This is a genomic window from Arthrobacter sp. Y3223151, assembly GCF_059091125.1.
Map to the genome: position 1 here is coordinate 269589 of NZ_JBNHGI010000003.1, position 15392 is coordinate 284980.

At 70.3% G+C, this 15392-nt stretch carries 8 protein-coding genes and 1 tRNA gene; 5 read left to right on the forward strand and 4 right to left on the reverse strand.

All coding sequences use genetic code 11. The features are described from left to right. Window positions 1–24 precede the first annotated feature (24 nt). The 4 genes from AC5RUP_RS07215 to AC5RUP_RS07230 all read left to right on the forward strand — a co-directional run bounded on the left by AC5RUP_RS07215 (window position 25) and on the right by AC5RUP_RS07230 (window position 5722). Entirely contained in the window at window positions 25–2214 is a 2190-nt protein-coding gene (locus AC5RUP_RS07215; protein ID WP_494158407.1) for a RecQ family ATP-dependent DNA helicase, read from the forward strand. Window positions 2215–2304: 90 nt separating this feature from the next. Beyond that, the gene (locus AC5RUP_RS07220) at window positions 2305–2667 is read left to right on the forward strand and encodes a PadR family transcriptional regulator (protein WP_494153763.1); all 363 of its coding nucleotides are present in this window, start codon (window positions 2305–2307) and stop codon (window positions 2665–2667) included. Continuing rightward, complete coding sequence (locus tag AC5RUP_RS07225; protein ID WP_494153764.1) at window positions 2667–4010, forward strand: permease prefix domain 1-containing protein; 1344 nt, start codon at window positions 2667–2669, stop codon at window positions 4008–4010. Before AC5RUP_RS07220 ends, AC5RUP_RS07225 begins: the two co-directional genes overlap by 1 nt. Before the next feature lie 254 nt (window positions 4011–4264). Further along, window positions 4265–5722, forward strand: coding sequence for an FAD-dependent monooxygenase (locus tag AC5RUP_RS07230; protein ID WP_494153770.1), 1458 nt, complete (start codon window positions 4265–4267; stop codon window positions 5720–5722). 93 nt (window positions 5723–5815) lie between these two features. On the opposite strand, the gene AC5RUP_RS07235 is transcribed toward AC5RUP_RS07230, so the two are convergent. Beyond that, window positions 5816–5904, reverse strand: a tRNA-Ser gene (locus AC5RUP_RS07235). A gap of 65 nt (window positions 5905–5969) precedes the next feature. Continuing rightward, the gene (locus tag AC5RUP_RS07240; protein ID WP_494153765.1) at window positions 5970–8036 is read right to left on the reverse strand and encodes a prolyl oligopeptidase family serine peptidase; all 2067 of its coding nucleotides are present in this window, start codon (window positions 8034–8036) and stop codon (window positions 5970–5972) included. 58 nt (window positions 8037–8094) lie between these two features. Between AC5RUP_RS07240 and AC5RUP_RS07245 the strand changes: the two genes are divergently transcribed. Beyond that, window positions 8095–10164, forward strand: coding sequence for an FAD/NAD(P)-binding protein (locus tag AC5RUP_RS07245; protein ID WP_494153766.1), 2070 nt, complete (start codon window positions 8095–8097; stop codon window positions 10162–10164). Here AC5RUP_RS07245 and AC5RUP_RS07250 read toward each other — a convergent pair. Both AC5RUP_RS07250 and AC5RUP_RS07255 read right to left on the reverse strand, forming a co-directional pair. Further along, on the reverse strand, window positions 10161–14594 hold the full coding sequence (locus AC5RUP_RS07250; protein ID WP_494153767.1) for an ExeM/NucH family extracellular endonuclease: 4434 nt from the start codon (window positions 14592–14594) through the stop codon (window positions 10161–10163). The genes AC5RUP_RS07245 and AC5RUP_RS07250 overlap by 4 nt on opposite strands. 293 nt (window positions 14595–14887) lie before the next feature. Beyond that, window positions 14888–15388 carry a septum formation family protein gene (locus AC5RUP_RS07255; RefSeq protein WP_494153768.1) on the reverse strand — a complete coding sequence of 167 codons (501 nt, stop codon included), beginning with the start codon at window positions 15386–15388 and terminating at the stop codon, window positions 14888–14890. Window positions 15389–15392: the final 4 nt, after the last annotated feature.

The window sequence follows — 15392 nt, forward strand, 5'->3', positions numbered from 1 at the left end:
TCGGCGGCTGCGATACTGGGCAGCATGGCTGAGCTGATCGACGGGACAATGGACGCGGCGACGACGGGAACGGCGGGGCCCGGGCAGGACGACGGCGGGCTCCGCGTGGAGGCCACCGCGCTGCTTCGTGCCCTGGTGGGCAATGACACGGCCGAGTTTCACGAGGGCCAGTTCGAGGCTGTCGAGGCGCTGGTTTCCGGCGGGCGCCGGGCCCTGGTGGTGCAGCGTACCGGCTGGGGAAAGTCGGCGGTCTACTTCGTGGCGAGCCTGCTGCTGCGCCGCCGCGGCGCCGGCCCCACCCTGATCGTCTCGCCCCTGCTCGCGCTCATGCGCGACCAGGTGGCGGCGGCCGAACGCGCGGGTGTGCGGGCCGCGGCGATCAACTCGGCGAACCAGCTGGAATGGGGCCAGGTCCAGGAGCAGTTGGCCGCCAACACGGTGGACGTGCTGCTGGTCTCGCCCGAGCGGCTGAATAATCCGCGGTTCCGGGACGAACAGCTGCCGCAGCTGGTGCAAAGCTCCGGCCTGCTGGTGGTCGACGAGGCGCACTGCATTTCTGACTGGGGCCACGATTTCCGCCCGGACTACCGGCGGATCCGGGACCTGATCGCCCGGCTGCCCGAGCGGATCCCGGTACTGGCCACCACGGCCACCGCCAATTCCCGCGTGGTCCACGACATCGAAGAGCAACTCGGCGTGCATGCCGCCCCCGGGCACGACGGCGGAGTGCTCACCATCCGGGGCCCGCTCGCCCGCGCCTCCCTGCGCCTGGGAGTGCTCCGCCTGGCCAGCCCGCGCGCCCGGCTGGGGTGGCTGCTCACGCACCTGGACGACCTGCCCGGCAGCGGAATCATCTACTCCCTCACGGTTTCCGCCGCCGAGGACACGGCCCGGCTGCTCCGCGAGGCCGGCCACGAAGTGGCCGCCTACACCGGCCGGACCGACCCGGCCGAGCGGGAACAGGCCGAGGCGGCGCTGAAGGAGAACCGGGTCAAGGCGCTCGTGGCCACCAGCGCCCTCGGCATGGGCTTCGACAAACCCGACCTGGGCTTTGTGGTGCACCTGGGTGCGCCGAGTTCCCCGGTGGCCTACTACCAGCAGGTTGGGCGCGCAGGCCGCGGAACTCCGAACGCCGACGTGCTGCTCCTGCCGGGTACCGAAGACCGGGACATCTGGGAGTACTTTGCCACGGCGTCGATGCCGAACGAGGGCACGGCCACGGCCGTGCTGCGCGAGCTCTCCGTCCCCGGGACCGTGTTGTCCACCGCGGCGCTGGAGACGCTGGTAAACCTGAAACGGTCCCCGCTGGAACTCTTGCTGAAGGTCCTCTCCGTGGACGGCGCGGTGCGCAAGGTCAGCGGCGGCTGGGAGGGAACCGGCCAGCCCTGGACCTACGACGCGGAGCGCTACGGACGCATTTCGCAGGCCCGGGTGGCCGAGCAGAACGCCATGCTGGACTACGAGAACACCTCCGGCTGCCGGATGGAATTCCTCGCCAAGGCCCTGGACGATCCCGCCGCCGCGCCCTGCGGGCGCTGCGACAACTGCGCCGGACCCTGGTACTCGGACACCATCGCGGCCGAGGCCACCGAAAGCGCCGGCGCCGCTCTGCAGCGTGCCGGCGTCGAACTGGAGCCGCGCGCCATGTGGCCCAGCGGCATGAACAAGCTGGGCGTGCCGGTCAAGGGCAAGATCCCGCCGGCGGAGGCCAACGGCGGCGGCCGCGCCCTGGCCCGGCTGACGGACCTGGGCTGGGGCGGAAAGCTGCGCGAGGTCTTCGCGGACGGGGCGCCGGACCGCGAAGTCGACCCGGCCATGCTGAACGCCTGCGTCCAGGTCCTGGCGCAATGGGGTTGGGCGCAACGCCCGGTCGGCATCGTCAGCGTCCCCTCGCGCAGCAGGCCGCTGCTGGTGCAGTCGCTGGCCCGCGGCCTGTCCGAGATCGGCCGGCTGCCGTACCTGGGCGAACTCACGGTCCCGCACGGCGGACCCCGCAGCGGCCCCGGCGGCAACAGCGCCTTCCGGTTGGCCGACGTGTGGGACCAGTTCCAGGTCCCCGAGGGCGGTGAAGCCTGGCTGGCGCAGAACCGCGGCCCCGTGCTGCTGGTCGACGACGTCGCCGACAGCCGCTGGACCCTGACCGTGGCGGGACGCGCGCTGCGCCTGGCCGGGGCCGAAGCGGTCCTGCCCTTCGTCCTGGCCCTCAAGGCCTGAGCCCCGGCCGCCCTCGCCGGAAGGCCGTCCTGCCGGATACCTAGAGCTGCTAGGGTAGTACCTTGCAGATCTAGGTATCAGGAGGACCCTTTGCGCATTGACAAGGACCTGGTCGCCGCTTCGGCCACCCCGCTCGTGCTGGGGATATTGTCGGAGGGCGAACTGTACGGCTACGCCATCAGCAAGCGCGTGAGCGAATTGTCCGACGGGGGGCTGGAGTGGACGGACGGCATGCTCTACCCGCTGCTGCACCGGCTCGAGCGGTTCGGGTATGTGTCGTCCTCGTGGGGCCTCTCGGAGGCCGGGCGGCGGCGCAAACACTACGCCATCACCGCCCAAGGCCGCGAGGTGCTCGCCGAGCGGCAGCATCAGTGGACGGTGGTCGCCGAGACACTGCGGCGGGCGTGGCAGGCGGTGCCGCCCCCCGCGGCCCCGGTCGAAGGGTGGGCCTGATGGAAGCGCATGCCGAGTTGGAAGCACAGATAGACCGGTGGCGGGGGTACGTCCGGCGGCGCCAGGCGATTTCACCCGCGGACCTCGATGAACTCGAGGACCACCTGCGCGGACAAATCGCCGACCGGCAGGCGTCAGGGCTGGACGACGAGGAGGCCTTCCTCGTCGCGATCAAGCGCCTGGGCAACCTGGACGCGGTCTCGCGCGAGTTCGCCCGCGAGCACTCCGACCGGCTGTGGAAGCAACTGGTGCTCGTCCCGCAGGACGCTGACTCAGCAGCACCGCCCTGGCGGGAGCTCGCTGTCGTCCTCGCGCTCGCCGTCGGAGCAGGGCTGGCCGTCAAGGCAGGCACCGTGTGGCTCGACGGCACGGTCCTGGCGCGCAACCTCGGCCTCCTCGTCTTCCCGTTCCTTGCCGCGTACTTCGCGTGGAAACGCCGGTTGACGGTGGCCAAGGCGGCGGCGCTGCTCGTCCCGTTCGCCGCGCTGGCCGTGCTGCTCAATGCCTATCCGTTCGCGGCCGCCGGTTCCACCGAGGTGCTCGCCGTGCTGCACGCCCCGGTCGTCCTGTGGCTGCTGGCGGGTGTGGCGTACGTTGGCGGCAGGTGGCGGGAGCACAGCCGGCGCATGGACTTTGTCCGGTTCACCGGTGAGCTCGCGATCTACTTCACGCTGCTGGCCCTCGGCGGGGCTGTGCTGATCGGGCTCACTTTCGGCGCGCTGCAGGCTGTTGGCGTCGACTTCGAGCCGGCGATGGAGGCCTGGATCCTGCCGTTCGCCGTCCCGGGTGCGCTGGTCGTAGCCGCCTGGCTGGTCGAGGCCAAGCAGAACGTCGTCGAGAACATCGCCCCGGTCCTCACCCGCGTCTTCACGCCCCTGACCATCGTGATGCTGCTGGCGCTGCTGGCAGTGCTCACGGCGGCCGGCGGCCTGGTGGACGTCGACCGGGGGCTGCTCATCCTGATGAACGCGATCCTTGTGCTCGTCCTGGCCCTGCTGCTGTACGCGATTTCTGCCCGCGACGCGCTGGCGCCGCCGGGCCTGTTCGACGGCCTGCAATTGGTCCTCGTCGCCGCCGCGGTCGCGGTCGACGCGGTCATGCTGACGGCGATGCTGACCCGGATCGCCGAATTCGGTACCAGCCCCAACAAGGTCGCCGCGCTCGGCCTGAACCTGCTGCTGCTGGTGCACCTGGTGCGGGCAGCGTGGCTCACCGTCGGGTTCCTGCGCGGGCGGCGGCCCTTCGCAGCGCTTGAGCGCTGGCAGACAGGGTACCTGCCGGTCTACGGTGCCTGGGCCGCCGTCGTCGTCGTGGCCTTCCCGCCGGTCTTCGGCTTCGTCTGACCTGCGGGGCCGCCGGCGGGCGGCGGGGCCGGCCCGGGGGACGTTCCCTGGGCGGCAGGGCCGGCCGGGACAAAGTTCGTGCGTCGAAATGACTGCCGAGACCGGCCCCGCACGCCTGCCGAAACCGTAGGTCTCCCGCCACTTCCAATGTAGCGCGCACCCGGGGGCTTGCTGCAAGGCCCCCCTGAAGCCCCAAACTGGCCCCGACGTGCCCGTAAACGGCGCACGAAAAGGCTCGGAGAGGCGGGGTCGTGATGGTCGAGGTCATCGTTGCCGGGGGCGGTCCGACCGGGATGATGCTGGCCGGGGAACTGGCGCTGGCGGGAGTGGAGGCTGCGATAGTGGAGCGGCGCCCGACGCCGGAGCTGGTGGGCTCGCGCGCGGGCGGCTTCCACTCGCGCACGGTCGAGATCCTGGATCAGCGCGGGATCGCCGACCGGTTCCTGGCCGAGGGCCAGCCCGTCCAGGCGGCGTTCTTCGGGAACACGGCGCTGGACGTCAGCGACTTTCCCACCCGCCACCCCTACACGCTCGGCCTGTGGCAGAACCATATCGAGCAAATCCTGGCCGGCTGGATCGAGGAACTGGGCGTGCCGGTCCATCGGGGGCTCGAGGTAACCGGCTTGGTTCAGGACGCCGCCGGTGTGGACGTGCATCTCGCCGCCTGCGGGCCGATGCGCGCGCGGTACCTGGTCGGCGCCGACGGCGGACGCAGCGTTGTCCGCAAGGCGGCCGGCATCGGGTTCCCCGGCTGGGATGCGACGAAAAGCAGCCTGATCGCCGAGGTGGAGGTGACCGAGGAGACGCCGGCGGGCATGCGCATCGACGAGGTGGGGGTCCACGGGCTGCACCTGATGGAGGACGGGCGGACGGTGCGGGTGGTCGTGACCGAGAAGCAACTGGGGCCGGCGACCGAGCCCACCCTGGCGGACCTCGGCAAGGCGCTTGCCGACGTCTACGGCACCGACTTCGGGGTCCACGCGCCGACCTGGATCTCGCGCTTCACCGACGCCACGCGGCAGGCCGCGGCCTACCGCAACGGCCGCGTGCTGCTGGCCGGGGACGCCGCCCATATCCATGCTCCTTCGGGCGGGCAGGGGATCGGGCTCGGCATCCAGGACGCAGTGAACCTCGGCTGGAAGCTCGCCCTGGTGGCCAAGGGCACTGCCCCGGACAGCCTGCTGGACACCTACCACGCCGAACGGCACCCCGCCGACGCCCGCGCGCTCAAGCACACGATGGCGCAGTCGCTGATGCAACGGGCCGACGCGCGCATCGGCGCCTTGGCCGACACGGTGGCCGAACTGCTCACGATCGATGAGGCCCGGAAGCGGATGGCTGCGCTCATCTCCGGACTGGACATCCGCTACGACCTCGGCGAGGGGCACCCGCTGCTCGGGCGGCGCATGCCCGATCTCGACGTGGCCACCGCCAACGGCCCTCTGCGGGTGTTCACCCTCCTGCATGGAGCCCGCGCGGTGCTGCTGAACCTCGGCACGCCGGGCAGCATCGGGCCGGGGCCGTGGGCGGACCGGGTGCAACTGGTGGACGCCGGATACGACGGCGGGTGGGAGCTTCCCGTGATCGGTTCGGTCAGCGCTCCGGCCGCGGTGTTGATCCGGCCCGACGGGCATGTGGCGTGGACGGGGGACGGGACCGGTCGGGGGCTGGAGGACGCTCTGGCCCGCTGGTTCGGCCCTGCGCGGCCTTAGCGCTGCGCCGGGTGGATGAGGCGGGCCTTCACAAGCCGCCGGCACGCGCGGACCAGACGCAAAAACTCCCCCGGTTTCCCGGGGGAGTTGACGCGGAGACGGGGGGATTTGAACCCCCGGTCGAGTTTAACCCCGACCCTTCATTAGCAGTGAAGTCCATTCGGCCGCTCTGGCACGTCTCCATACGCTATTGCTAGCCACACAAGACTACCCAGAATCCGGGGCCAAGAGCAAAACCGGGAACGCCTCAGCCGGTCAGCGCGCGCCACAGGAACGCGTGCGAGAGCGCCTGCAACCGGGCCGTCTGCTTGTTGTCGCTGGCACCGGCGTGGCCGCCCTCGAGGGCTTCGTGGAACCAGACGTTCCCGACCCCGAGCTCCTGCATCCGCGCGGCCATCTTCCGGGCCTGCACCGGGCCCACGCGGTCGTCCGAGGTGGCGGTCCAGATGAGTGTGTCGGGGTACTCGGTGCCCGGCTGGAGCAGGTGGTAGGGCGAGAACGTGCGGATGAACTCCCACTGCGCCGGGTCCTCGGGGTCCCCGTACTCCGCGATCCAGGAGTAACCGGCGGAGAGCTTGGTGTAGCGGGCCATGTCCAGCAGCGGCACCCCGCACGACACGGCGCCGAAGAGATGCGGGTAGCTCGTCAGCATGTTGCCCACCAGCAGGCCGCCGTTCGACCCACCGGCGCAGCCCAGCCGCTCCCGGCGGGTGACCCCGCGGTCCGTCAGGTCCTGCGCCACCGCGGCGAAGTCCTCATAGGCGCGATGCCGGTTGGCCTGCAGCGCCGCCCGGTGCCAGCCCGGGCCGTACTCGCCGCCGCCGCGGATGTTGGCCACCACGTACACGCCGCCGCGCCCATCCGGGGTGCGCTGTTCCAGCCACGCCCGTCCCACCGTGCCGCTGTAGCCGGGGGTCCTGGCCACTTCGAACCCGCCGTAACCCGAGAGCAGCACCGGGTTGCCGCCGTCGTGCTCAAGATCCTTGGGGCCAACCTGGAAGTAGGGGACCTGCGTGCCGTCCTTGGAGGTGGCGAAGTGCTGCTGGACCTCGTAGGCGGAGGCGTCAAAGTACGACGGCGATGCCTTGACCTCCAGCGCCGGCCCGCCGATGGTGCCGCGCGAGAGGGTCGACGGCGTGAGGTAGCCGGTGGCCACCAGCCAGTAGTCGTCGGATTCGTCGTCGTCCACTCCGGACGCATCCACGGCGTGCAGCGGCGGGCAGTCCCGGAGTTCGGAGGCGGCCCACTGCGCGGCGGGATCCAGCACCAGGATCCGGGACGAGACGTCCTGCAGCAGGTTGAGCAGCAGGTAGTTCCGGGTCCAGCTCCAGGACTGCAACGAGGTTGCCGCGTCGGGGGCGAAGAGGACCTGCAGGGAACGGTCGCCGGCCAAGAAAACCTCCAGGTCGGCGGCGAGCAAGGAGCCGGCCGGGTGGACGGTGCCGTCCAGTTCCCAGTCGCCCCGCGGCCGCAGCAGCAGCCACTGGCGGTGGAGATCCACGTTCACGTCGGTGGGAACGTCGATGGGCAGCCACCCGCCGTCGCGCCGCAGGTAGGTGCGGTAGTTGAAGAAATCGATGACGTCCACCGCCACGTCCCGTTCAAAGCCGGGGGTGGAGTCGTGGCCCACCTGGGCCAGCATGTGGTCCCCGGGGACATCGAAGTAATCCGTGGCCGCCTCCAAAGCCTGGCCGCGGCGCAGGATGCGGCTGGTCCGCGGGTAGGAGGAAGTGGTCAGCGTGCCGGGGCCGAAGTCGGTGCCCAGCAGGAGGCGGTCCTCGTCCAGCCAGGAGACATAGCTCTTGGCCACCGGGATGTCGAAGCCGCCGGGCACGAAGGCGCGGTCCTCGACGTCGAACTCGCGCAGCCGCACCGCGTCGCCGCCGTCGGGGGAGAGCCGCAACATGGCACGCCGGTAGCTGGTGCCGTCGGCCGGGCGCAGGAACGACGAGCCGGCATAGACCCAGTCGACGCCCTCGGCAGCGGCCAGCGCGTCAACGTCCAGCAGCACCTCCCAGTTCGGGGAATCGGTCAGGTAGCTCTCCCAGCTGGTGCGGCGCAGCAGGCCGCGGGGGTTGGCCTTGTCCCGCCAGAAGTTGTAGTAGTGCGGGCCGCGCTTGATGACGGCCGGGATCCGGTCCTCCGCGTCCAGGACTTCCAGAATGCCGGCCTCCAGCGCCGTGAACGAGTCGTCCACGAGCTTGGCCTCGGTGCGCTGGTTTTGTGCCTTCACCCACTCCAGGGGCAAGGCGGCGTAAATGTCCTCAAGCCAGATGAAGTCGTCCTGGGGCAGATGCGCGGTGTCCTTGGCCATGGACCCATCCTAGGCATGCCGCCACGGGGAGCCGGTTTCCAACCCGTAGGCTAGACGGATGGACAATCCGGGCAGTTACCGTGTGGCGATCGTGGGCGCCGGCCCGCGGGGCACCTCCGTGCTGGAGCGGCTGCTGTCCAACCACCGGGCCCACGGCGGGGCGCGGCTGCGGATCCACCTGATCGATCCCTACCCGCCCGGCGCGGGGCATGTCTGGCAGCCGGGCCAGTCCCGGTTGTTCCTGATGAACACCCCCTGCCTGTTCCCCACGGTGGTGCCGGCCCCGGGGACGGAGCAGGTGGGCCCCGATCCGGTGGCGGGCATGACCTTCGAGGCCTGGCGCTCCGCCGTGGCGGGCGGCAGCTTTCCCGAGGTGCCGCAGGACGACCGCGAGGAAGCCGCTGCGCTGGGGCCGGCCGATTTCCCCAGCCGGGCACTCTACGGGCGCTACCTGACCTGGACCTTCGCGCAACTGGCCGCCCGGACCGGGGCCGACGTCTCCCTCACCGTTCATCCCGCGGAGGCCACCGGTCTCTCGGAGCACGACGGCGAATGGCAGCTTGAGCTGGCCGACGGTGCCACCGTGGCGGCGGACGCCGTGGTGCTTGCCCTGGGGCACGTCCCCGCGGCGCTGAATCCGGAGCAGCAGCAGCTTCAGGATGCAGCGGCCCGGCACGGCCTGAACTACCTGCCGCCCAATGTGCCGGCCGACGTGGACTGGGACCGGCTCCCGCCCGGCCGCACGGTGCTGGTGCGCGGCATGGGGCTGAACTTTTTCGACCTGATGGTGCAGGTCACCGAGGGCCGCGGCGGACGATTCCTCCCGGCGACGGACACCGAGCCGCTGCGCTACGTCCCCTCGGGGAAGGAACCGCGGCTGGTGGCCGGCTCCCGCCGGGGCACGCCGTACCGGGCGAAGGCCCGGATCGACAGCTACATCCCGGCCGGCGTGGAGCTGCGGCATTTCACCACGCACGCGGCCCGCCTGTTCGCCGAAGCCGGCGTGCAGCCCGGCTTCGACCACGACCTGTGGCCGATGCTGCACCGCGACGTCTACTGGGCCTACTACTCCACGCTCGCGCGGGTGGAACCTGAGTGTCTGAGCGTGCCGCCGGATGAGCTGCTGGCCGGACTGGAGCAACTGCTGGCGGAGAAAACGGAGCCGGGCAGCCGCACCCTGCTCGTGCGGGCAGGAGCCTACCTGTCGGAACGGGTCGCCGGGCACCGGCTGCTGGACGTGGAGGCACTGGCCAAGCCGTTTAGCGGGCGCAAGTTCCCCGCCGGGGCGGACTACCAGCAGGCGGTGCTGGACTATCTGGATGACGATGCCCAAGGTTCCGCCCGCGGCACCGACGACCCGCTCAAGATGGCCATCGGGGCACTCAACGCCGGGCGCTCGCTGTTAAAGAAGATTGTGGCCGACGGCGGCATCACGGAGGAATCCTGGCTGGCCGAACTGCGCGGCTGGTTTGAACCGCTGGTCGAAGGGCTGGCGAGCGGACCGCCGGCCCAGCGCATCGAGCAGCTGGCCGCCCTGGCGCGGGCCGGCATCGTCCGGTTCGCCGGGCCGGAACCGGTCTACGAGGTTGACCCGGACAGCGGCCGGTTCCGGGTAACGTCGCCGTGGGTCGACGGAGCCGAATACACCGGGGCGTACCTGGTGGAGGCGATGATGCCGGCCAACCGGGTGGCGCACAACCGGTCTCCGCTGCTCCGGCGGATGCTCGAGGACGGCCTGGTCCGGCCGAGGCTGATGGTCGGCCCCAACGGGCAGCCGGTGACCGGGTCGGGCCTGGACGTAACGCTGCCGCCGTACCGTCCGTTGGACCGAAACGGCCATCCGGCCCGGAGCCTGTACGTGATCGGACTGCAGCTGTCCTCGGTGCAGTGGGGCACATCGATCGCCGCCGAGGCCGGAGCACCGGGCGACACCGGCGGGCGCACGCTGCAGGATGCGGACCGGATAGCGCGCGCCATCCTGGCGGCGGCCGACAACAGGAGCCTGGCCGGCTCCGAGCAGGCGGACACCGACGTCGTCGCCAGCGGGGGCCAGCGACGCTCCGTCATCGCCGGGGAACAAAACAGGCCCTCCCGGGTGGGAGGGCCTGTTCGTCCTTCCAGGTACTAGCGCTTGCCGCCGCCGCTGTTGCCGCCGCCGCTGTTGCCGCGGTCCTTGCCCACGTCCAGGCCCACGATGATCGGATCGTGGTCGCTGGCCCGGTAGGGGTCCGGCGCATAGAAGTCGGTGGCGTTGTAGTTGTACCGGCTGTACTCCAACGCGATCGACTCCACCGAGTTGATGTTCCAGATGTCGGCGCCCATGACCTTCGCGTCCGCGGCGGGCGAGGCGAAGATGTAGTCCAGCGAGCCGACCATGCCGCCGAAGCTGTAGCTGTGCTCGCCTGTCTTGGCGCCCTGGTCGACGTACCCGGCGTCGGTCAGGACCCTGATCGGGTCCTCCTTCGCGTAGGAGTTGAAATCGCCGGTCAGCAGCACCTTGTCGGTCCGGAACTGCTCCTGCAGCCGATCCGCGAAGTTCACCAGGGAATGCGCCTGCGCGGTGCGGGCGGCGTTCCAGGCGCCTTGGCCGTGGTCGGCGTTCTCGCCCGAGTTGGGGCCCGAACCCTTGGACTTGAAGTGGTTGGCGATCACGATGAAGGTATCCGAGGCGCCGTTCTTCGCCTTGAAGGCCTGGGCCAACGGCTTGCGGGCGTTGGCGAAGGCCTCGCTGTCGTTGTGGATCACCGACTCCTGGACCGTCTTCACCGCGTCCTTCTTGTAGATGAAGGCCGTGCGGATGAAGTCCTCATCCGCCAGCGCCGGCAGCTCCTCCGGGGACCGGACGTAGTCCCAGCCGCCGTGCTGCGGCCCCTTGCCCGAATGCTTGCCTTCGTGGCGGGTGTCGCCCAGATCCGCATTCAGTGCCTTAGTCAGCGTGGCAAGGGCGGCGTCGCGGTCCTTGCCGAACTGGGCGGAGTTCTCGATCTCCTCCAGCGCCACGATGTCCGCGTCCAGCGCATTAATGGCCGCCACGATCTTGGCCTGCTGGCGTTCCAGGTTCTCCGCGTCCCAGGCACCGCGGGCATCGCAGTTGCGGGCCGTGATCGGGTTGCCGTCGCGGTCCGTGAAGGCACCGCATCCCGCCACCTGATCGCCGGTGGTGCTGAAGTAATTCAGCACGTTGAACGAGGCCAGCTTCACCCCGCCGACCTGGTCCGGAGTATCGGTGCGGGTGTTCTGGAACGACGCCGGCTGGACGGTTCCAGCGTTCTCCACCGTCAGGTGGCCCAGCGGCTGGAACCGCCACAGGTTGAAGCGGTAGTCCAGCACCACGTCCGTGGTGAACGCGGCGGGGGACCCCACCCGGACCGGATCGTCGGCGGAGAGGTAGGGCAGCGGGATGTCCTTGTTGGCGTCGGCGCCAAGGTAGTTGACGCTTGAGCCGTCGTCCAGGGTGACGGCCAGGGCGGCGTTCTTCTCGGTTTCGGCCCAGAACGCGTCCGAACCGTAGGTCCCGACGGCGGTGGGCTGCACCAGCGGGGAGTTCCCGGCGGCCAGGCCGATTTCGCCGTACTGGTTCAGGGCGTAGTTGTCGGTGACGGTGAAGCCGCCCTGGGGGGCCAGCAGCATGCCCTCGAACTTCTCGCGCTCCTCGTCGGTGGCGGGCCAACCGATGGCGGCCGCCTTCGGGGCCGCGGCCGCCTCGGTGAGCAGTTTCAGTCCGTCGGCGGCCACCGTGAGCTCGGTCAGCCCATGGAACTCGCTGACCTTGCCCGTGACCTCCACGAAGTCGCCGGCCTCCACCTGGCCGACGGTGGCCGGGGAGTAGACGAAGACGGCATCGGACGCCGTCCGGGCTGCCACGTCGGTGTCGCCGCCGGTGCCTTCCGTCTGGAGGTAGTAGCCGTCAAAGCCGCCCGTGGCGTAGGCGGCGGTGACCACGCCCCGGGTGGCCACGGTCTGGCCGGCCAGCGGGGACTGCATGCCGGTGCCTTGGATCTCGGCGATGGCCACGGACCGCGGCTGCGGATCGGGATCGCCGCCGCCGTCACCCCCGCCGGTGCCCTGCGGGGTGAGGTCTTCGCTGAGGCTGAAGTCCGCGGAATTGTTGTCGGTGTCCGTTCCGTCGGCGCGGTTCAGCGACCGGACGTCCTGGTTGTTGTCCGGCGCCCGGGCCGCCTCGGTTTCAAAGGTGTTCGAGGTGCCGTAGCCCAGCAGGTCCACCACGTTGGCGCGGTCGACGACCGAGCCGGTGCCCAGGTCCGCCACCGAACCGGCCTGGTTCGACAGCACGAGGGTTCCTCTCGTGCCGGACGGGGCCATGCCGGTCACGAGGTCCGGTTCCGGCAGTTCTTCGCCGTTGCTGCCGTTGGAGTTAGCCTGCACCAGGTAGTGTCCGCCGGCCTTGATGCTGCCGGACAGCTCTGCCACGGCACTGGGGTTTCCGCTGCCGGTGGCCGAGCGGTACTGCAGCGACCAGCCGTCGAGGCTGATGTCGGCGTCCGTGGGGTTGTACAGCTCAACGAACTTGTTCCGGTAGGCCGCGCCGGCGCTGCCGCCGGACAGGTAGGCCTCGTTGATGACCACATGATCGCCGCCGGTGCCCCCGCTGATCGGGGCAGTGGGTAGCCGGAAGGTGGTTCCGGACGCGTCTGCGGTCAGTTGGAAGTAGCCGCCGTCCAGCGCGGACGGTGCGGTGAACTCAATGGAGGCAGCGCCGTCGGCCGCCGGGAAGGTGCCCAGCGCGGTGCTGGTGCCCGCGGCGTCGACGTACGCGAGCGACACCGAAGTAGTCGCCGGGGCGCCCAGCGACGTGAGGTCCAGCTTGGCTGCCTGCACGCTGACCTTTTGGCCGGGACTGACGGATTCCGGCGCGCCCGTGAGCTGCACGCTGCGGCGTGCGAAGCCCGGGGAGAGCGGGCTGTTGCCCCGGAGGTAGGCGATCCACGCGTCGCGGTCCACCAGGCCCGAGTCGAGGGTGTCCGTCCCGTCGTTGAAAATGTGGAAGTTGTCGCCGCCCTGGGCCAGGAAGCTGAAGGTGCCCACGCGGTAGCCGCGTTCCCGGTCCAGCGGTTCGCCGTTGACCCAGACGCCGGTGATGCGCTCGCCCTCGGGCAGGGCCGGGTCGTAGGTGTAGTTGACGTTCTTGCTCAGGCCAAGCTGCAGGTAGGCGCGGCTCGGCACGTCGCCGGCGGCGGTGCGCTGCCACTGCTGCTCCAGCATGGCCTCGACCTGCGCGCCGGTCAGGGTGGTGGTCCACAGGTTGTTCAGGAAGGGCAGCACCGCGTTGGCCTCGGCGTAGGTGACCGTGCCGTCGGGTGCGTAATAGAGCTCGTTGCGCAGGCCGCCGGGGTTCACCACGCCGATTTCCGCGCCGCCGCGTTCGGCGGAAGACAGCGATGCCAGCAGCGAGTCGGCGACCAGGTTGCCCAGCGTCGATTCGGAGGCGCGGTCGTCCCGGTCCGGCTCCGTGCCGGCATCCGGCCCGTCGGGCAGGAACGCGGTGGTGATGTCGGCGGTGACGGAGCCGACGGGCTGGGCGCCGATCTCCGCGGCGTGCTCGAGTGCGGCCTGGACGATCGTTGACACCTCGGCCACCCGCGGGTACGCCGCCACCAGGTCACCGTCCGCGGTCTTGGTGCGCGGCACCACGGCCCCGGTGTGCGCCACGACCTCGTCCGTCCCGGCGTCATAGCTCAGCTGCACCTGGCCAATGTTCTCGCCGTAAGAGCCGGCCTGCACCACGGGCCGGGTCTTGCCCTCCGCGCCCGGGACCGGGGCGTCGAAGCTGTAGGCTTGGTGGGTGTGGCCGTTGAAGATGACGTCCACGTCCGGGCTGGTCTCGTTAACGATCCGGTTGAACACGGCGCTGGCGCCTGCCGCGCCGCCCAGATCGGTGTTGCTGTTCGCTCCCTCGTGGAAGGACGCGATGATGACGTCGGCTTCGTCGCCTTCGCCGTCGGTCAGCTGGGCCGCGACCCGGTTGACGGCGTCCACCGGATCGCCGAACTCCAGCTCCGCGATTCCGCCCGGGGACACCAGCGAGGAGGTCTCCTCGGTGACCACTCCGACCACGCCGATGCTCACGCCGTTGACCGTGGCCAGCTCATACTCGGGCAGGGCCGGCTCCGTGGTGCCGGCCCGGTACACGTTGGCCCCCAGTTGCGGGTAGTCGGACGCGGCGGCCACGCGGTCGGCCAGGTCGGCGAAGCCGCCGTCGAACTCGTGGTTGCCCACCGCCGTCGTCGCTAATTCCAGGGCGTTGAGCACATCGATGGTCGGCCGGTCCTGCTGCGTGGAGGACGCGAAGACGGAGGCGCCGATGTTGTCGCCGGCGGAGGTGAACAGCGTCCCCTCGGGGTTCTGCGCGCGGAGCTGCTCCACCGTGCCAGCAAACTTGACCGTGTTCGCGTCGATCCGCCCGTGGAAATCGTTGATGCTCAGCAGGTTCAGCTCGAGCGGATCGGCCGCGTGCGCAGGCAACGCGGCGAAAGGCGCCGCCACCAAGCCTGCCGTCAGGACCGCAGCCAGCGCGGTCCTCAGTGATGAAGTAGCCATGTGGCCCTATCTCTCAGGTGGAAGTAATGCTCCTCGCACCGCAGGAAAGGGCTGCGGCACAGCTGGTTGCACGGTGCACAGGGCGCACCGCCCCCAGTCCAGCGGGCACGGATGAACGGGAGGTTACCCGAGGGCCAGAAGCAGGGGAAGACTTCTGTGAAAGAACGTTTAAATCCGGCAGGAGAACGGCTCCCGCTCTTGACAGGAAGGCCGGGGCGACGTCCGGGAAGCCAGCTTCGGGAAGCCATCCGGAGCTATCACCGGGAAGCCAGCTCCGGGGCGACGGCCGGAAGCTATCGCCGGGCGCCCTTGAGCGTGCCGGTGACGGGCTTCGAGCCTTCCTCGCCGAGCAGGCACAGCAGCTCCCGGTCTTCCTCGCCGGTCCAGCTGGCCTCGGTCGGGTTCAGGTAGGTCAGCTCCAGGGCCGAATCGTCGTAGGGGATGCCGGCGAAGGCCTCGAACTCGGCCACGCAGAACTCCTCGGCCTTGGCCGCCACTTCCTCGTCGCCGGGAAAGTCGCCCTCGGGCAGGTTGCTGGCGGCGAACGCCTCCAGCTCGTGGGCCTGGTCGCACGGCACGAACTCCACCTCGGTCAGGCGGTCGGTGTCCGGATTGTTCAGGCAGTCGCCCACCTTGATCGCGTAGGCGCCGGCAGAGGCGGCCTCCGTCACGGCACCGGATTCATCCCGCGGCGGTTCCTCCGTTTCACCCCCGCATCCGCTGAGCATCGCCAGAAGGACGACGGCGGCGGCCGCCTTGAGCGGGCGGCGGACAGGTGCTGGCAGGCAGGGCACGGGG